Here is an 18016-nt window from a genome sequence, read left to right on the forward strand (position 1 = left end):
GCCAAGCTTTAGTTTCTTGCCCCAAAAAGAGTATAAAAGCCTAGTTTTTTTGTCACCAAACCCGGTTTTTAAAGGTTGTGAGTACATCCACAGACAATAAAACCCCAAGCCAATTAAGCTTGGGGCTATCAAATTAGGGTGCATCTAACAACGGATTATCCGATCGCCCTCGATCCCCATCAGGAAAACCAACTCGATTTCCGCCAATAGCTTCTGACAAATAATCCGCCGCAGCTTCCACAACCGCGATCGCATTTTCGTAAACCATCCGCGTCGGCCCCAAAACCCCAACACTACCCACCGGCACCGATCCCCGGCGGTAAGTCGAAGAAATCAGAGTACAGCCACGAATCGGTTCTAAAGAATTTTCCGAACCAATACGCACCGTTACCCGCTTCCCTGGCGTGTCTAACTCCGGCGATTCAAAAATCAAAGGCCAAAGCAGTTCCTGCTCTTGTTCGAGCAATTGCACCAGGGTTTGAACTTGCTGCAACTGCGAAAACTCAGGCAAGCGCAGCGCTTCTGCTAAACCGCCGATCAGAATCCGCGTGTAGGTTGGATTGCTTTGGCGGCTGCTCAAAGCAGTCAGCATAGTTCCCATCCACTCAGCGTACAGCTCAAAGTCCCGGCCTAACTCGCTCCAGTCTACAGCCGAGAGTTCCGAGAGCGATCGTCCCCGCAACTTGCTGTTCAAAAAATTCGACAAAATCTGCAACTGGCGATCGACAATTTCGGCATCAGGCGTGTTACCTTCTGCATCCCTCGGCAACTGCACCAAAACCGACTGAGTTTCGTAGGCATCCGTCACCACTATCAGCATCACCTTTCCCGGCTCTAGCTGCACCAGTTGCAAGTGGCGCAAGCAAGCCATATTGGTTTGCGGTATGGTGATCATGGCTATGTAACCGCTGATAGTTGCCAGGATTTGAGCAGCGCCGCGGAGTGCCGCGTCCATGCGACCGTCCGACCAATTGAGTTGGTCTAGTACCTGTTCCACCTTGCGGGCCAGCGTATCAGACGGCTGAATCAACTGGTCTACATAAATTCGGTAGCCGGAGTCAGAGGGGACTCGTCCTGCCGAAGTGTGGGGCTGATAAAGCAGTCCAGCTTTTTCAAGAGTCCCCATCGCATTGCGAATTGTAGCTGGGCTGACGCTGAGGTTGAATTCGTCAGCCAAAGCTTTTGAGCCAACGGGTTCCGCTGTTGCTATGTAGTGGCGAACCGTTGCCCAAAGGATGTGTTGTTGCCGATCGGTGAGGTTAACGCGCACAGATATTTAAGCAGAATTAGAATTTAGAGTTGAAAGTCGCTATATTAATCGAAACGTCTGTACCAAAATGGCGATCAGGCAGACTTACCTCTTTAAACATAACAGATTTTAGGTTAAGGAAGAAGTCAGTTGTTATTGGTTATTGGTTATTGGTTATTGGTTATTTGTAAGTTTTAACGCCCCATGCCCCATGCCCCATGCCCCATGCCCCATGCCATCTAATCATGTTCTTTCAGAATATTTTGCAGGTAACTAGCCACTGCATCCGGCTGTTCCACCATTGCCAAATGGCCACAATCGGGAAGCTGAAGGACATTCTCGCCGCAACCTTGGAACATCCAGTGAAAGCTAGCCAAATGCAGCACGTATTTTGGTTCCATAATTTTGTCTTTAGTGCCAGCAATAAAATAAACAGGCTGCTTGAGTTGGGACACAATTTGTGGCAAGAGGTGAATCTGGGCTTCTGTGGTGGAGTCCAACAAAGCCCCCAAAGCTGCATCTGGATGAGCTCCCACGAAATCTATTAAGCGCTGCCGTCCCCAGGATCTGCCGATCGAGCGGGCTACAGAATCGCGGGCAAACACGTAATCTGCTAACGGCAACCGAGGCAGCCAGCCGGGACGCATTGTCACTAGCTGCTTGCCTACCGCTCGAAACCGCTCGAATTCTTCCTTAAGATAGATGCCGCCCCCTGCATTGATGCAGACCACGCCTTTAACGCGATCGGAGAATTTGCTGGCTCCCCAAAGGGCGATCGTACCGCCCAGAGAGTGTCCCACCAGCCAAGCAGAAGATATATCGAGTTTTTCGAGTAAAATTTCCAAATCGCGAGCGTAAGCTGCCGGAGTGTAGCAGGAATTTAGCGGTTCGGAATGCCCATGATGAAGGCCACCGTCGGATTGAGAATCGCCAAACCCCCGCAAATCGTAGGTAAGGCACTGATAGTTTGATGCCAAGCGATCGGTCAAAGGTTGCCAGTAGTGGCGGCTTAACAGCCAGCCGTGGACAAATACCAGAACCGGGGAAGTTGAAGTCGGAGCCGTCAAATCGTAAGCGTGCCGAACCCCTAGGATGTCGATTGTTGCCATACTTTTATCCTACCCGCTCCATAAGACCGATGTAAACCTATGTATAGCCTTTCTCAGAAAGAGAGAGTACGCCGAAATCCTGTGTTCTCAAGCTTTTTCAGTTCAATTGTTTACCTCATCTACCCAACAAGCGCTATAAGTTAAGTCAAAAATACTCAACTTTATCGATTTACCGCTTACTTCCTGGTGCAACGCGCGGTCGCTGACGCTACTTTTGTCCACTGCACGGGCAATCTTGGCATAGCTTGCCCTTTTATGCGATCGGCCGAGAATAAATATTCCTTCAAACCAGCGTTCTATGTTTTTTGCAGTATTCAAATTTCTCTCTGCTGTATGAGCGCAATTGCGACATAAATCAACGCGATTTTTTAAGGGTATTTTGTGGCAATAATTTTCCCAAAATTGGTCGATTTGAAAGTTGTTAACTCTCGGTGTTCCAGTGTCAAATTATATTTTTTTTGTAGGTTGCTTACAAAAAAAAATCGTACTTTCTACCTTCAACTATTCAACCAACTAAATTTTTAGCATACAACAATTTATTTAATCTCTTAATTCTCTAGCTAGCGTTACCTATCGCTAGTTTTGGGCGAGGTGATACATAATTTTATGGAGCGCATTTTTGCGGATATTTGCGACTTTTGCCTGTAGTCCCGCGATCTTATTTAAGTAAATAGGCGCTGTAAAACTTAAAAAGATTGACAACATCGTTTCGGCGTGTCCCATGTTTATGAGAACCGCTATCTACACTCGTTTGTACGAAAAATGTTGCCGAGCTTTTTATCCTATCTCACTGGAAAACGTCTGCAAACTAATGTCTATAGCAATCCTAAATGATTCGTGTAATTCTTGTAGGGGCTCTCCCCACGCCCGGTTGCCCCGATGCAGGCTGGGGTAGGCACGGGGAGGAGGGGTAGCACTACCCCTACATATTTTTACAAATGATGCGAGGATTGCTATACTTATAGAAATCGAGTTATTTAGGGAGCATCGGCAGCTTGCCCTAAAATCGCTCGCCTAGCAATCTTTGTCGCACCCCCTCAGCGATTTTCTGCCCCAGATATTCGGGAATTAAACTTTCATTGGGCCCCAACAAATAGAGAATTAGGCGAGTTCGCCCCCGCCAAACTAGCAAATTAGCATTTACGACCAACAAATCCTCTTGCCAGATGGCATACATAACTTTGTAAAAAAGTCCAGGTTGATTATCGGCTTCAATCAGCAAAGCTGGCAAGTGGAAAACCGGATCGACGTAGAATTCAGTTGCCACATCTTCTAAACCCGCGTCTAAATTAAATTCCACCGCCAACATCTCTTCAACCTCAAAATGCCCCGCCAATGCCTCTCGAACCGCCCTACAGACGTTTTCTGCTGTTTTATCTGCCAGTACCTTGCCACCGCGAGATACGACCAATTTGATAAATACCAGCATGGGCGGGTAAATTTGACCGTACAGACTCAGACTGTGAATTGTCAGCCCGTAGGCCGCGAGCACTCCAAAAATATCGCTCAGTAGAAAAGACTGGTTCCGGTAAGCAAAATGCAGGGCACTTTTGTTACCTTCGGCTCGGATTTCGATGACTGCTTGCCGAGTTTTGTAAAGCTGGTAAGCTAATTTGAGGTTTTGCAACTGGATTTCGCTGCTGACAAATTGCTCATAAAACTGCGGAAACGCTCGGTTAAAGCGCTTGAGAAGTTCTAGTGTAGATGGTTTTAAACCCGAAGCCATAATTGAGGAGAAGGTGCGGGAGATATACTAGGTATTGACTCTTCCATGCCTTATGGCAATGGGATTTTCGATTCGACGATTCGACTTAAATTGTGCCCGTCTCCTCACTAAAAGCAAAAGTCAAATCTGTCAATCGATTTTAGATTTTAGATTTTAGATTTTAGAGGCGACCCCACGGATAAATGCGGGGGCTTGAGGATTTTCGATTTTCGATTTTGGATTGATTCCACGGATAAATCCGGGGGCTTGTACCACCTTTGAAATTCGTGGTCAGAGAACTTATCACGAGAATGTCACCGTTGCGCCATTCCAGTGGTATTTTCCACCAAGGGTATAAGTTCCGGCGCGATCGGCGGCACTCAAAAGAAGCATTTCCCAAAATGCCTCTGTCCTGGTTCGGCAACAAATTTTACCTTAAAAGCGGGTTGTCTGGGCACTGGCTAGCAGAACAGTTCTACCAGACTTGACAGAATAAAAAAAGCGCAGACTCAATGTTGGACGACAAATCCCTGTTTTCGGCGTAAGATGAGTGTACCGTAAACTGTTCCTCAAGAGGCTACCGGCAATTGATCCTACGCCGATCGGAGTGGGTTTATCTGTCTGGTTCTCTTTCTCGTCGTCCAACTTCTACTACCTTAACCGCGCCTGCATGGGTTTTTGGAAAAACTTATTTAGTAGTTCTGAGTCTGCCTCTGTACCCCAAACAGCGGATTTTGAGGAAGATGTGGCTGTTGGGTTAGGCGATCCGCTTTCCCCAACGTTTCGCAAGCCCGCCAGCGGAAACGCTCGCATCTTTTTCAGTTGCGATCGGGACATTGACCTCTACGAACTCGAAGAACTTTGTAATGCAGTGGGTTGGTCCCGCCGTCCCCTGCGTAAAGTCAAAAAAGCTATTGTGCACAGCTTCCTAGTCGTCTCTATGTGGGAGATGCGGGGCAGCCAGCGACGGCTGGTGGGTTTCGCCAGAGCGACTTCAGACCATGCTTTTAATGCCACGCTTTGGGATGTGGTAGTTCATCCCGACTACCAGGGCAAGGGCATGGGCAAGGCGCTGATGAAATACATCATTAAAAAACTCCGCAGTGAAGATATCAGCAACATTACCTTATTTGCTGACCCTCATGTGGTGGATTTTTACCGCAATTTGGGCTTTATGTCCGATCCAGAGGGGATTAAAGGTATGTTTTGGTATCCTGATTAGCGAGCGAGGTGCAGGTCGGCGTTGATTTGTTGAGGATCTACAATACAATATTGACGCTGCCAACACCGACTGCACCTGTGCGCTGCCCTCAGTTACGCTTGGATGTATCCCGGCATCAGGGCAGTTATAAAGCTGTGCAAGTATTGTCAGTCGATTTGAGCAGATCGCGATAGGAGTCAGGGGCTGGTATCGATTTTTGGGTGGCGTCAAACCGCACAACCTGAAAAAAACTTCGCCTTAGCTCCATCGAGAGCTAAATATTTAATAAAGCTTGACAAGCAAGCGGTTTTGTGTGTTAATGGTTAGAGGTTAGCTAACTATAACACCGGGATGTAGCGCAGCTTGGTAGCGCGCCTGCTTTGGGAGCAGGATGTCGCAGGTTCAAATCCTGTCATCCCGATCGCACAATGTTAAATAATAGATTGAAGCATAACTGTCTCTGATGTTTACATTTCGTCAAAATGAAAACAAATTGAGGCAGTTTTTGCCGATCGTGTGAAAGCGCGAGTCTTTGCGTTAATGTGTTTCAGGATCGCTCCTGATGGAAAAAACATGAAATCATTAGTTCGTTTGGGCGCAATATTGGGAATTGTCGGCAGCACTCTGCTGGGCCCCTCCCCAATTGGCAAGATGTCTGCACTGGCACTGCCGGAGCCGCAAATTTTGGAAAAATTGCGCTCGGTGCCGGTATTTACGATTACAGACGCTCAGGGTGCGCCCCTGATCGCTTCTGTTCCCAAGCAGGGTGAGGGTCAAACTGGTAATGCTTCTGTGGCGGGAATTTTCATCAGCCAGAAAGACGCTCAAGCTTTTGTCGATCAACTGAAAACCAGAAATCCTCAGTTGGCGGCCACGGTGCGCGTGATGCCGGTGTCGCTGGGGGAAATTTATCAGCTCACTCAAGCAAATAAAGGTAAGCCGGAGGAAGTGCAATTTGCTTTCGTTCCCGCTCCGCAGCAGGTGCAGTCGGCTAAAACTGTACTTCAGCAGACTGGTCAACAAGTTAATGAGTTCAACGGTGTACCTCTGTTTTTGGCAAGAGGCGGCGCAGAAAATGGTTATTTGACGATTCAGCGGGGTCAGCAAGAGGTGATTCCCTTGTTTTTTAACAAGGAGGATTTACAGGGAATGGTCGATCGTTTTAAGCAGCAGCAGCCCAACGTGACAGCCACAATTAAGATTGAGGTGGTGAACTTGGAGAGCGTTTTGGAAGCTTTGCGTACTGAAAACGACCCGTTTTTGACCCAAATGATTTTGGTTCCGTCGCGGGAGTCCCTGGAATTTGTCCGATCGCTCCAACCTGCCGGTGCGGGCCAAAATCCACAGGTTGCTCCGGCTCCAGCTCGGCCGGCTCCAGCTCCGGCTCGCTAATAGTTAGTCAGCAGTCATTAGTCATCAGTCATCAGTTATTAATTAGTAGGTTGGGTTTCTCGACTCAGCCTACTATTTACTAATTACTAATTACCAGTTAGCAATTAACAATTACCCCTTCCAAAAAAGTATTATGTTTGTTTCTGGTTTAGAGCTTTGGCAGTGGGTGAATCAAGCTAAAACAGAGGCGATCGCCCATGACATTCCCCTAGCAGAAATCGACTGGCTGCTGCAAGAGCTGGCTGGTTTGGATAGGTTGGCTCTGCGTTTGGAGTCGTTTAAAGATTTGCCAAAAATTGAATTAAAGTTGTCTTTATCGGAACTTGCTCAATTGTGGCAGCGGCGCTTGCAGGAACGGGTGCCGGTGCAGTATTTAACGGGAGTTGCACATTGGCGGCATTTTTCGCTCAAAGTAACGCCGGCGGTGCTAATTCCGCGTCCTGAAACGGAATTGCTGATCGATTTGGCTGTGGAAGCTGTGAAAAGCCGTTTAGAAGCAGAAAATATCAATCAAAAATCTACTCCCCCCAACCCCCCCTTACTAAGGGGGGGAGAAGATTTAAACTTCTCCCAGCTTCGGGGGGGAGAATTTGCCAAATCGGATTGGGTGGATTTGGGAACGGGCAGCGGGGCGATCGCGATCGGCTTGGCTTCTGCGTTGACAAATGCTAGGGTTTATGCGGTAGATTGCAGTTCGGAAGCTTTGGCAGTGGCTCGACTGAATGCTGAGAATTTGGGTTTTGCATCGCGAATTAATTTTTATCAAGGTTTGTGGTGGGAACCGCTAGAATTTCTCAAAGGTCAAGTCAGCGGCATGGTTTCTAACCCCCCTTACATTCCCAGCAGCACGGTACTGACTCTGCAACCGGAAGTTTTGAAGCACGAACCTCATCTGGCATTAGACGGCGGTTTTGACGGGTTAGAGTGCATCCGGCATTTGGTAGAAACGGCTCCCGATTATTTAGAATCGGGGGGAGTTTGGCTGGTTGAGATGATGGCGGGACAGGCTGAGGCGGTAGCTGATATGCTGGAAAGTCATGGGAGTTATGGCAAAGTTCAAATATTTTCTGATTTAGCAGGGATCGATCGGTTTGCTTTAGCGTATCGACGTTAGGTTTCAAGAATATGTCGTACTTCTAAAATCTAAAATCTAAAATCTAAAATCTAAAATCTAAAATCTAAAATCTAAAATCTAAAATCTAAAATGGCATGACACAAGTTTCGATCGACTCCCTAGTTCAAGGGGCAATTTCTGGTAATCATATCGTCAGTTTTCCTACAGATACTGTACCCGCTTTGGCTGCGCGTCCCGATCGCTCGGAGTTGATTTTTGCAGCTAAACGTCGCAGTCAAGACAAACCCCTGATTTTGATGGCGGCATCGGCGAGGGCCTTGTGGCCCTACGTGCAGGGAAGTCCAGCAGAGTTAAAGTTGTGGCAGCAAGTAGCCGAATCCTATTGGCCGGGGGCGTTAACTTTGGTACTGCCGGCTTCGCCAAAAGTCCCGGCGGCCATGAATTCGATCGACCCAACTACAATCGGAGTACGAGTGCCTAACTTTCCCCTTGCCCTAAAGATTCTAGAGCAGACAGGCCCTTTGGCTACTACCAGTGCTAATTTATCCGGCCAGCCGCCTCTGGAGTCGGTGGCAGAAATTGAGGCTCAGTTTCCCGAAGTCTTGACATTAGTTCCTTCTGAATTAGCAACAGCGACAACAGCTTCGAGTTTGCCTTCGACTGTGGCTAAATGGACGGGCAGCGAGTGGGAAATATTGCGACAAGGCGCGATCGAGTTAGAATGCTAAAAGCTAAACTCCAAGGCAAAGCAATATGGCGCCGATCGGCTGGAGCAACTTTATATATTTAGGTATGGGACTGGGGCTGGGTTTGGGAAGCAGTTTGATTTGGCGCCTGCGGCAAAAAAGCTCGCAACAGCCCGAACCGGCGCCCAAAGTGGCCCCACCTCCTCAAGAAATTCACTTAGAGAAGTTTGATGCCCTTTCCGAGCAACTTAAGCAAACTCAATTGGCTTATCAGATGGCATCGGAGATGAGCCAATTTAAGGCGGGTTTTTTGGCTCGGACTTCTCACGAGTTGCGATCGCCCCTGAGCACTATGATTGGTACGCTGCAATTAATTCTCTCGGATTTGTGCGACGATCCTGCTGAGGAACGAGAGTTTGTCGAGCAAGCTCACGCCGCGGCACTCAAGCTGGTGAAATTAATAGATGAAATTATCTCTGTTGCTAAAACTGAACACGGCACTGAAAGGATGGATATTGAGCCGATTCAGTTAGCTAAGGTTTTTGACGAGGTTGATGATTTAACTTACTTGCAAGCTGCTAATCGCGGCATTCGTTTGGAGATATTGCCGCCAGATCCGGGGATTTATGTATTGGCAGATTTGCCGAGGTTTAGGCAAGTTTTAGTCAATTTGGTAGATACTGCTGTTGCTCAGATGGAGGAGGGGAGTATTTCTGTTTCGGCCCATGCTTCGCCGGAATCTGGATGCGTTCACATTTGGGTGGACGATCAGCGTTCAGTGAGTGCTTGGAGCGAGTCTTGGGATTTGCTGAAGCACAATTTGGAGTGTGATATTACCAAGAGCAGCGATAATTCTCAGGTGTCTTCTGGAATGAGGTTATTGATGAATCAGACTCTTTTAAGTTTGATGAGCGGAAAGTTGGAGGTTCTGGCTGTGCCTTCTGAGTCCGAAGAGTGCAATTTTAACCGGACTCAGTGTTCTATTCCTTTGGCAACTTTGTGATGAAGGAAGTTCGGCCACGGGCATCTCAATGAAAGCACCCAAGCTAGAAATTTGAGGCAGGAGTCAGGAGGCAGGAGTCAGGAGGAAAGAGGAAGAAGGAAGGAGCCAGAAGAAGTGTTTTTACAAATATGAGATGCTCCCGTTCGGCCACGAGCAATTACGGGATGTAACTGAGATATTGCACCATTGTAAGTAACAGGCTGGACGGCCTGTTCCACAAGAGATGAATTTTATTGTGGAACAGGCCGTCCAGCCTGTTCCTAAAAGGCTAATTGAGAATGGTGCAACATATGAAATGTAACGGAGGTGGGGAAGAGGGCAAAGGATTTAACAGATTTAACCGAGGTGTGGAAGAGGGAAGAGGGAATATGAAACAAGGAAATTATTTATAGGGAGTAAGGTGCGCCGAAGAGCACCCTACATATTATAGATTTTGGTGCCAATCTTGTGAGTATTTAACAATTAGCAGTTAGCAATTCGCCGTTGCTAATTTCTAATTCGAGATTCTCTTCGAGAAGCTGATTTTCAAGTACCATGGTGGTGCTAGCGTTTTGCTGAAAACCGATGCGCTCGTAGAAGCTTTGCTTGTAAGTTGTCATCAGGTAAACTCGCTCTACTCGGCACATCCGAGGGTGACTCAAGACGGTTTGCACTAATTTGCGGCCGAGTCCTGCACCTTGGTAATCCGGGTGAATGGCGACATCCCAGATGGTGGCTCGATAGATGCCATCTGAGGTGGCTCTGGCAAAGCCGATCGCCCGTGAGCCGTCCCACACTGTAACAACTGGTTCGCTGTTGGCGATCGCAATTTCCCAATCTTCTATCTTGCGTTCCCTCGCCCAAAAGGCGGCGGCTTTAAATAGTTCTTGGATCTGTACGATGTCGGCGCGATCGCGACCTATACAAAATTGAATGTGACTGGAATCCCTAGTCGTTGATGTCATGCTCAATCTGCCTTGAAGTTGTATCTCAACTGTGTTACTTTTACTGTTTTACACGAGTGAAAGTTAATTTTGCTTGGGAACGATCAATGGTTGAATTCCCCATTTACAAAACTATTTTTATTCATACATATTTTCTAACTAATTTCGGTGATCGTTAATACTTTTTGGGGTAAATTTTGAAAAAAAGTCTTTGACTCAAAATTCCCAACTTAGAACTCATACCATTTGATATTTGAGATTAGAGATTTTAGATGGGAATGACTGATTTTTAAGGGGTTGGGAGTTTGTCTACAGAGAAACCGGGTTTTTTCATAGCAATACTTCGTTACAACAGAAATGTTGTACCATTGTCAATAAGCTTTTTATGAACAGGCTTTCCGGCCTGTTCCACAAGAAAATTCACTCTTTGTGGAACAGGCCGGAAAGCCTGTTCTTGAGAATGGTACAATATCTCAGTTACAGCCCAGTGAAACGGTAAAAACCCGGTTTCGAGGCGTCGTTTATAGGTAAGCGATAGCTTGTGTCTTGCCTAATTGCTCAAAAATCATCTATCGAGAGAGGTGTTGACTCCACAAGAACACCCGAAGATTGTGCTGTGGAGTCAATTCTTTAATCTCTAATCTCAAATCAAATGAATCAGTTTTGCAGCCAGCGGGCGGCGTCTTTGGCGTGATAAGTCAAAATCAAATCACAACCAGCACGCTTGAATCCTGTCAAAGTTTCCATCACTACTCTTTCTTCATCTATCCAACCGTTGAGGGCGGCGGCTTTCACCATCGCATATTCCCCAGAAACGTTGTAAGCAGCAACTGGCAGGTTAGTTGCTTCCTTCACGCGCCAGATGATGTCCATGTAAGCTAAAGCGGGTTTAACCATGAGCATATCTGCGCCTTCGGCAATGTCGAGAGCAATTTCTTTCAGAGCTTCGCGGCCGTTTCCGGGGTCCATTTGATAGGTGCGTCGATCGCCAAATTGCGGGGCAGACTCTGCTGCATCTCGGAATGGGCCATAATAAGCTGAGGCGTATTTTGCCGCGTAAGACATGATGGGAATATCTTCAAATCCAGCGGAGTCCAATCCTTCGCGAATTGCTCCGACAAAACCGTCCATCATTCCCGAAGGGGCGATAATATCTGCACCGGCTTTAGCTTGAGCAACAGCGGTTTTCTTCAGCAATTCTAGTGTGGGATCGTTCAATACGCGACCGCTTAAATCTCCGACTTCCAAATAGCCACAGTGACCGTGAGTGGTATATTCGCACAGACAAGTATCGACCATGACGATTAAATCTGGTACGGCTTTTTTAACTGCTTCCGTCGCTTTTTGGACGATGCCGCAGTCGTGCCAAGCACCTGTCGCGTCGGTATCTTTGTCTGCGGGAATGCCGAATAAAATAATAGCCGGAATGCCGAGGTCGTAGACTTCTTTTGCTTCTTCTACTATTTTGTCTACCGATAGCTGGAAAACTCCGGGCATCGATGTGACTTCTTTAGCAAAAGCTTCCCCCGGTACGGCAAATAGGGGGTAAATTAAATCGCTGGTTGTCAAGATATTTTCGCGCACCATCCGGCGGAGTTGGGGATGGTTGCGGAGGCGGCGGGGGCGGTGAGTTGGAAACATAATGTTTTTTTTACGGTAGATAAAGCCCTGTTTTCTAGGACTCGTGGCGCTTCTTTAAAAGTCTAGAGCTTATTGTTGGCCGATCGCCCTTTACATAAGTAAACTTCTGTAAAACCCGCGATGTCCTTTGTTCGCAGTCAGGAATGCCAGTCCTTTCTAGCTTTTCTCGTTTGCAGACTCAGGCCTAACTGTGGTTGGATCGGTTGGTACGGATATCTCGCTGGCTTCATACCTATAACCAGGCTGCCCATTCGCGAGGATAGACTGTAAATTATAAATGTATCGAATAGTAACGGTCTTATGTACAAGCAACTAATTTCAAAGATGAAACCGCTTTTGAAATCACTATTTGCGATCGGTCTGGTACTGACGCTAGCCCTCGGTAACGCTGATGGAGCTCTGGCTGCCCGCAGCGGAGGACGCATCGGGGGCGGATCTTTTAGTGCTCCGGCGCGCAGTTACTCGTCTCCTAGTCGCACTTACGCGCCGTCGGGAGGGGGCTACTATCCGGGTGGTGGCTTTGGAGGTGGCTTTGGTTTCCCGTTCTTGCTGCCGTTTTTTGGCTTTGGGGGCGGGTTTGGCGGCCTGTTCTCGATTTTGATTTTTATTTCGATCGCTAATTTCCTCGTCCAAAGCTTCCGCCGCGCCGGGGGCGGAACTGACGAACTCGGCAACAGCGCCGCCACTACCACCGTATCTGTCGCCCGCTTGCAAGTTGGTTTGCTAGCAGAGGCCCGCGGTTTGCAAGCTGAACTCGACGCCCTCGCGCAAAAAGCGGATACCGATACAGCAGCCGGTCGCGCTCAAGTGCTGCAAGAATCTACTCTGGCGCTGTTGCGGCATCCTGAATACTGGGTTTACGCGGGCGCTGAATCTGTGCAAACTCGCTTGGAAGCAGCCGAAGCTAAGTTTAATCAATTTTCTTTGGCAGAACGCAGTAAATTTACTGAAGAAACGCTCTCGAATTATAACAATCAGCTCCGCCAAGCAGGGAGCAGCAATATCCTGCCAGGTTTGCAGGAAAATGGGGCGCTGGTTGCTTCTGATTTGAATTCAGAGCCTGGGGAATTTATTGTGGTGACGGTGATTGTCGGTACTCAAGGTAAATTGCAATTGCCAGCAGTGAAAAACTCTGAAGATTTGCGCCAAGCTTTGCGCCAGATTGGGGGAGTATCGAGCGAGCAGTTGCTGGCGGTTGAGGTGCTGTGGACTCCTCAAGCCAACGGGGACACTCTGACTGCTGACGATATGTTGGCCGGCTATCCTGATTTGCGATCGATTTAGTGAGCAAGACTGGGCGCGGAGCATTGTCTGCCGCGCCCCATCCCGCAGCAAAGCTGGGCGGGTTAACCCAATTGCTTTTGAGACGGGAATTTCGCGGGAGGTTGGGGAGGTCGATCGAATTAAAAAAGATTGTTTAACAAATGCTAGTATTGAGAGATCATGCTTGAGCATGATTTATCTGCTATTGGCAAAGCCTGCCCGATATGGGTTTTGCGAGGAAGTTAGGCAAGATAAAAAAAACTCTATTGAGCGAGGACTGCTTCGGAAGAAGTTGCGATCGCACGCCATCTAAATTTTATATAAAGAAGAAGCGATCGAGAGCTAAAACTTATGGCCGACAGCAGCAGAAAAAAAGCACTTTTTATTTTGAGCCAGTTAAATAATGACGATATCAACTGGATCGTTCAAAAAGGCAAAAAGGAAGTTCTAGATCCGGGGGGGATTTTGATCCATGAAGGGAGGCAGATAGATGCGCTCTACATTGTTTTGAAGGGGAGTTTGAGCGTTTTAATCGAGGCTGAGCGGACTAGAGAACTCGCTAAAATAGCCAGCGGAGAACTGGTGGGAGAAGTCTCTTTCATTGACGCTCGCCCTCCTTTAGCAACGGTAAAGGCAATAGAAGAAACTCACTTGCTGGCAATTCCTAGGCGGCAGTTAGTCATCAAACTTCAAAACGATATGGGCTTTGCTTCCCGGTTTTATTATGGAATTTCACTGTGTCTGGCAGACAGGATGCGCGGTACGATCCGACATATAGAATATGGTCGCAATATTGAATTAGATCAACCAGAATTTGAACGCGAGGATATCAATCCTAACGTTCTGGAAAATTTGGCGCTAGCTGAGGCTAAGTTTAATTGGCTGAGGGAAAATGTTAAAGCTTGAGGAATTTTAAGGGGTTTTTGCGCTGGGTGTGAAAACTGGCCGATTGAGAGGGTAATTGAGAGATGTACGATGTAACTCACATCTTGCACCATTCTGAAGAACAGGCAAGATGCCTGTTCCACAAAAAATGAGTTTTCTTGTGGGGAGTAGGGGTTGGGCATCCTGCCCGCCCAAAAAAGGATTATTGAGATTGGTGCAAGATGTAAGATGTAACATCTCAACTCAAAAAACAGATGTGGAAAACAAAATAGGGGCGGGTTTTACCGGAAATATCGATCGATAATTGCCGGAACTATAAAAACCCGCCTCTGTGCTTTGCAGTAGTTGCAACCTCGCGCGCTGAAACGCAACTACCAACCACACAATCTAGATAATGCCCGGCCCTTTGCCACGGGTGTCTGCATCCATTGTCAGTTTTCCTTCCTCGCCTTTTTTATCTTTGATTTCTGCGAGAATTCGAGCGCGTTCTGCGGCTTCGGCTTCTTCTTTTGCTCTCAAATCGCCCGGTTCGTTGATGTACATTTCCGGTTCGATCGCGTAATTGTTAACTAGACCTTCTTTGTCTACTGTATAACCATCTGTAGTGTGAATGCTTTCGTCATCGGTTTGGTCATCAGTTTTTGCACTTTTCTGCTTCGCTTCGGTGGTTGTGTGCATGAAGTTAGCGCCTTCCCGTTCTTGCCGCGCTGCTGTCTCCGCAGGAGTAATGCCCCTGTCGTAGTGGGGGGCTTCCATATTGGCTTCGATTTGTTCGTCGGCCGGTGTTGATTTGCTAACTTCTTCTTTGGGGGGTATTGGTTGGCGATTAGTCATGATTTATTCCTGAGTTATCTTTTCAAAAAAGGTCTTTGGCTTATGTTTAAATATTAATCCCAAGCTAGCTCATTCACAAACTATCTTTGGTTATAGTTTGCGAAAAATTGCTGTTAGGGAAAATACCTTTATTGCATCTTCCTGAAGACTGACTAAATTGTGTTTTTATTAAAACTTTAACTATCTGCAACTATTTGGCATCTATCTAAAGATAGGGAATTTTCAATTGGGCATCGGGCATCGGGCATTGGTAACTAATGACAACAGTCAACAGACAACTGTCAACTGTCAACTATCAACTATCAACAGACTTTACGATTCTTTAAAGAAGCGGATGATTTCGCGGACGTGGTTGAGAAATTGTCCGTCATCGGTGAGTTGGGCGATCGCACTTTCTGCATCTCTTCTCAGTTTAGTGTGCTCTGCCTGATTTGTCGCTTGCAAAGATTGTAGAGATGCGGATACAGTAGTTAGTTCTCTTCTGATAGCTTCCCGTTCCCGATTTTGGACAGCCACCCACGAATTCGGATTGTCGGAACTTAATTGATCGGTCAAGTCTCTAACTGTAGATTCTAATTGTGCAAAGCGGCTGCGGAGTTCGACAATATCTTCGCGGGGGTGCAAAAATTGGCGGCGGATACTTGTCAGCCGCTGGGCTAAATACTGATAACCTCGGATAGCTGGACGCAGTACAGTTAACAGCAGTGCAGCAGCGGAACTGAGATAGCCAATAGCACTAATTCCGGCGGCGGCTAGGGCGTAAAGTGCGATCGCGCTAAACAGGTGAAGTGCGATCGCCACAAAGAGCGATCGGCTAACTAATACAGTAACGTATTGGAGTTGTTCCCGATCGACAGCAATGTTTTTTTTAGTCGATTCTGCGGCTTGCGCTAAAACTTCTTTAGCTTCAAAATGGATATTCCAGGGAACTGTAACTATCAGCAACAGCCATTCAAAAATAGCAATGGCAATTACCCAATCAATAAAACTGCCGGCGGAGACGTGCAGCCATTGCAGAATGGCAAAAACTAGCAGCAAAAATATGCCTGTGGCGGCACCAAAACCTGCGAAAGTGTAATACATAGCGATCGCCTTGGTAGAATGTTGTTTTGATTGTGGGTAGGTGGTTTAGGTATGGAGGAATAAACTGTGACAGTTAAGTGAGCGTCCTATTAATCCCGGTTCATTAGTTATGAGTAACAATGCAGGGCAAGAGTGGCGAAAAACCTGTTTTTTCCCACAAATACTTGCTCTACCTCAATCGTGGAATGTTGTTTTGATTGTGGGTATGTTGTTTAGGTGTGGAGGAATAAGCTGTGACAGTTAAGAAATCGTCCTATTGAACCCAGTTTATTAGTGATTAGTAATACTCTGGGACACAAGGGTTTCCAAACGCCTGGTTTGTTCCAAGAACATACACGGGATTGAACCAATCCATAATAGTTAAAGGAAACGGTTTGTTGGTTTGGGAGCGATTAAAAGGGCGGGTTTTTGAGATTGTCAATTATTGGCAGATATTGTTCGTGAACCCGCCCCTACGGTATTAGGGATAATCGATCGGACATGATATAAGTCCTCAATAATTACTCATTGGCGATTAAGTAGAGCGACACAAACAAACTTGAAAATGTAACAAAATGTAAACAAATCACAACCTTTGGGATTGCTTCATTTCACTGGCAATGACATACTTATGTTTTTCGCAGTTCATCTAGTTAGGATCGCGAATTAAATAACTTACAATTTTAGTTGTTATTGTGGGATGGGCGTCCCGCCCGTCCACTCATGACGGGCGGGACGCCCATCCCACTTTCAAGAGTGGAAGTTATTTAACTCTCATTCCTTAGTAATCAGGATGAAATCACATTCTCCCCAACTCATACCATTTGAGATTTGAGATTTGAGATGGGGAATAGTTGATTATGTATGGGTTTCCAGCTTGTCTACAGTTGCATTCATTTTTTGAACTGGTATCGCTAACGGCGTTACGCGGTGCTAGTGCTAGAAAAGCAGGAATCTCAAAACGCTCCCCTCTATCTATTTTTATTTTCTAGAGCTGCGAAATCACCTGTGGCTGAGATAAACTGATTTGGAAGTAGAGCGCGCGTTTTGCAAGTTGCCTCTGTGTAACCGAGACACTGATACTGCAACCTGCCCTCAGCCACAGCAAAATAGATGCCTAAATTAACTCTACATTCTCCGATTTCCATTAACAGGGCGTCTAAAATCTAAAATCAAAAGTGAGCAGCAAGGACAAACCAATGGCGAACTCAACTCTTGGCCTAGAACATCAACTTTACGATTATCTGTTATCTATTTCTCTGCGGGAGCCAGATATTCTCGCTTCACTACGGGAAGAAACGGCTAAACATCCTATGGGGATGATGCAGATTGCTCCCGAACAAGGTCAGTTTATGGAGCTCATGGTGCAGCTTATGGGAGCGACCAAAACCTTAGAAATTGGCGTTTTTACTGGTTATAGTGCGCTGTGCGTAGCTTTAGCGCTGCCTCCTAACGGTCAAATTATTGCCTGCGATGTCAGCGAGGAATATACTACGATCGCACGACGCTATTGGGAAGCTGCGGGCGTGGCTAATAAGATTTCTTTGCAGTTGGGCCCAGCAATAATTACTCTCGACAAACTAATAGCCGAGGGACAAGCAGGAACCTTTGATTTTGCCTTCATCGACGCCGATAAAGAAAATTATGAGGCTTATTTTGAGCGATCGCTGCAACTTGTACGCAATGGCGGTTTAATTGTAATTGACAATGTTCTGTGGTCTGGACGAGTTGCTGATCCTCAAGTACAAGACGAAAGCACCACCGCCATTCGTACTTTTAACGACAAATTGCGTAACGATCCCAGAGTTACTCTCAGTGTTGTCCCCATTGCTGACGGGCTGACTTTGGCCCTGAAACGCCGTTGGGCTACTTTGATGGAACCTGAACAGCATAATTAAAGAGTTATTTGCGGTTTGTGATGGATTTATAAGGATTTATACAAAAGCTATGAAGAAACCCGATTTCTGAGTGAAGCTTCTGAGATAAAA

At 46.8% G+C, this 18016-nt stretch carries 16 protein-coding genes and 1 tRNA gene; 9 read left to right on the top strand and 8 right to left on the bottom strand.

What is annotated here, in order from left to right; translation table 11 throughout:
* Positions 1-133 precede the first annotated feature (133 nt).
* From hrcA to QUA88_RS04390, 4 genes are all read right to left on the bottom strand, one after another.
* Positions 134-1276: a heat-inducible transcriptional repressor HrcA gene (gene hrcA / locus QUA88_RS04375; RefSeq protein WP_445243000.1), complete on the bottom strand. Its 1143-nt coding sequence runs from the start codon at positions 1274-1276 to the stop codon at positions 134-136.
* Between the two features lie 212 nt (positions 1277-1488).
* On the bottom strand, positions 1489-2358 hold the full coding sequence (locus QUA88_RS04380) for an alpha/beta hydrolase (protein WP_333232403.1): 870 nt from the start codon (positions 2356-2358) through the stop codon (positions 1489-1491).
* 102 nt (positions 2359-2460) lie between these two features.
* Positions 2461-2676: a hypothetical protein gene (locus tag QUA88_RS04385; RefSeq protein ID WP_333053293.1), complete on the bottom strand. Its 216-nt coding sequence runs from the start codon at positions 2674-2676 to the stop codon at positions 2461-2463.
* A 682-nt stretch (positions 2677-3358) separates the two neighbouring features.
* Positions 3359-4084 carry a hypothetical protein gene (locus QUA88_RS04390; protein WP_006631881.1) on the bottom strand — a complete coding sequence of 242 codons (726 nt, stop codon included), beginning with the start codon at positions 4082-4084 and terminating at the stop codon, positions 3359-3361.
* Positions 4085-4733: 649 nt separating this feature from the next.
* On the opposite strand from QUA88_RS04390, the gene QUA88_RS04395 reads away from it, so the two are divergent.
* The 6 genes from QUA88_RS04395 to QUA88_RS04420 all read left to right on the top strand — a co-directional run bounded on the left by QUA88_RS04395 (position 4734) and on the right by QUA88_RS04420 (position 9420).
* Positions 4734-5285 (top strand): GNAT family N-acetyltransferase, encoded by a 552-nt coding sequence (locus QUA88_RS04395; protein WP_333053326.1) that lies wholly within the window; start codon positions 4734-4736, stop codon positions 5283-5285.
* Positions 5286-5611: 326 nt separating this feature from the next.
* Positions 5612-5685 (top strand) — tRNA-Pro (locus QUA88_RS04400).
* 152 nt (positions 5686-5837) lie between these two features.
* Entirely contained in the window at positions 5838-6656 is an 819-nt protein-coding gene (locus QUA88_RS04405) for a Tic22 family protein (protein WP_333053292.1), read from the top strand.
* 133 nt (positions 6657-6789) lie between these two features.
* A complete protein-coding gene (locus QUA88_RS04410; RefSeq protein WP_333053291.1) occupies positions 6790-7770 on the top strand; it encodes a HemK/PrmC family methyltransferase in 981 nt (326 codons plus the stop codon).
* A gap of 95 nt (positions 7771-7865) precedes the next feature.
* A complete protein-coding gene (locus QUA88_RS04415; RefSeq protein ID WP_333053290.1) occupies positions 7866-8459 on the top strand; it encodes an L-threonylcarbamoyladenylate synthase in 594 nt (197 codons plus the stop codon).
* Positions 8460-8484: 25 nt separating this feature from the next.
* Positions 8485-9420, top strand: a complete 936-nt coding sequence (locus QUA88_RS04420) for a HAMP domain-containing sensor histidine kinase (RefSeq protein WP_333053289.1) — start codon at positions 8485-8487, stop codon at positions 9418-9420.
* A 455-nt stretch (positions 9421-9875) separates the two neighbouring features.
* On the opposite strand, the gene QUA88_RS04425 is transcribed toward QUA88_RS04420, so the two are convergent.
* Both QUA88_RS04425 and hemB read right to left on the bottom strand, forming a co-directional pair.
* A complete protein-coding gene (locus QUA88_RS04425) occupies positions 9876-10364 on the bottom strand; it encodes a GNAT family N-acetyltransferase (RefSeq protein ID WP_333053288.1) in 489 nt (162 codons plus the stop codon).
* A 636-nt stretch (positions 10365-11000) separates the two neighbouring features.
* Complete coding sequence (gene hemB, locus QUA88_RS04430) at positions 11001-11984, bottom strand: porphobilinogen synthase (RefSeq protein ID WP_333053287.1); 984 nt, start codon at positions 11982-11984, stop codon at positions 11001-11003.
* Positions 11985-12284: 300 nt separating this feature from the next.
* On the opposite strand from hemB, the gene QUA88_RS04435 reads away from it, so the two are divergent.
* Both QUA88_RS04435 and QUA88_RS04440 read left to right on the top strand, forming a co-directional pair.
* On the top strand, positions 12285-13268 hold the full coding sequence (locus tag QUA88_RS04435; RefSeq protein ID WP_333053286.1) for a DUF1517 domain-containing protein: 984 nt from the start codon (positions 12285-12287) through the stop codon (positions 13266-13268).
* Between the two features lie 330 nt (positions 13269-13598).
* Positions 13599-14153 carry a cyclic nucleotide-binding domain-containing protein gene (locus tag QUA88_RS04440; RefSeq protein ID WP_333053285.1) on the top strand — a complete coding sequence of 185 codons (555 nt, stop codon included), beginning with the start codon at positions 13599-13601 and terminating at the stop codon, positions 14151-14153.
* Between the two features lie 366 nt (positions 14154-14519).
* Here the strand turns inward: QUA88_RS04440 and QUA88_RS04445 are convergent, their stop codons facing one another.
* Both QUA88_RS04445 and QUA88_RS04450 read right to left on the bottom strand, forming a co-directional pair.
* A complete protein-coding gene (locus QUA88_RS04445) occupies positions 14520-14966 on the bottom strand; it encodes a hypothetical protein (RefSeq protein WP_333053284.1) in 447 nt (148 codons plus the stop codon).
* A 312-nt stretch (positions 14967-15278) separates the two neighbouring features.
* Positions 15279-16049 carry a hypothetical protein gene (locus QUA88_RS04450; RefSeq protein WP_333053283.1) on the bottom strand — a complete coding sequence of 257 codons (771 nt, stop codon included), beginning with the start codon at positions 16047-16049 and terminating at the stop codon, positions 15279-15281.
* Between the two features lie 1178 nt (positions 16050-17227).
* Between QUA88_RS04450 and QUA88_RS04455 the strand changes: the two genes are divergently transcribed.
* The gene (locus tag QUA88_RS04455) at positions 17228-17926 is read left to right on the top strand and encodes a class I SAM-dependent methyltransferase (RefSeq protein WP_333270445.1); all 699 of its coding nucleotides are present in this window, start codon (positions 17228-17230) and stop codon (positions 17924-17926) included.
* Positions 17927-18016: the final 90 nt, after the last annotated feature.

The sequence above is a fragment of the Microcoleus sp. D3_18_C2 genome (genome assembly GCF_036702395.1).
Taxonomy (GTDB): domain Bacteria; phylum Cyanobacteriota; class Cyanobacteriia; order Cyanobacteriales; family Microcoleaceae; genus Microcoleus.

Coding starts and splice junctions, on each gene's coding strand:
- QUA88_RS04380 (WP_333232403.1), bottom strand. CDS start 2,358: ATGGCAACAATCGACATCCTAGGGGTTCGGCACGCTTACGATTTGACG.
- QUA88_RS04390 (WP_006631881.1), bottom strand. CDS start 4,084: ATGGCTTCGGGTTTAAAACCATCTACACTAGAACTTCTCAAGCGCTTT.
- QUA88_RS04395 (WP_333053326.1), top strand. CDS start 4,734: ATGGGTTTTTGGAAAAACTTATTTAGTAGTTCTGAGTCTGCCTCTGTA.
- QUA88_RS04405 (WP_333053292.1), top strand. CDS start 5,838: ATGAAATCATTAGTTCGTTTGGGCGCAATATTGGGAATTGTCGGCAGC.
- QUA88_RS04410 (WP_333053291.1), top strand. CDS start 6,790: ATGTTTGTTTCTGGTTTAGAGCTTTGGCAGTGGGTGAATCAAGCTAAA.
- QUA88_RS04415 (WP_333053290.1), top strand. CDS start 7,866: ATGACACAAGTTTCGATCGACTCCCTAGTTCAAGGGGCAATTTCTGGT.
- QUA88_RS04420 (WP_333053289.1), top strand. CDS start 8,485: ATGGCGCCGATCGGCTGGAGCAACTTTATATATTTAGGTATGGGACTG.
- QUA88_RS04425 (WP_333053288.1), bottom strand. CDS start 10,364: ATGACATCAACGACTAGGGATTCCAGTCACATTCAATTTTGTATAGGT.
- hemB (WP_333053287.1), bottom strand. CDS start 11,984: ATGTTTCCAACTCACCGCCCCCGCCGCCTCCGCAACCATCCCCAACTC.
- QUA88_RS04435 (WP_333053286.1), top strand. CDS start 12,285: ATGTACAAGCAACTAATTTCAAAGATGAAACCGCTTTTGAAATCACTA.
- QUA88_RS04440 (WP_333053285.1), top strand. CDS start 13,599: ATGGCCGACAGCAGCAGAAAAAAAGCACTTTTTATTTTGAGCCAGTTA.
- QUA88_RS04445 (WP_333053284.1), bottom strand. CDS start 14,966: ATGACTAATCGCCAACCAATACCCCCCAAAGAAGAAGTTAGCAAATCA.
- QUA88_RS04450 (WP_333053283.1), bottom strand. CDS start 16,049: ATGTATTACACTTTCGCAGGTTTTGGTGCCGCCACAGGCATATTTTTG.
- QUA88_RS04455 (WP_333270445.1), top strand. CDS start 17,228: ATGGCGAACTCAACTCTTGGCCTAGAACATCAACTTTACGATTATCTG.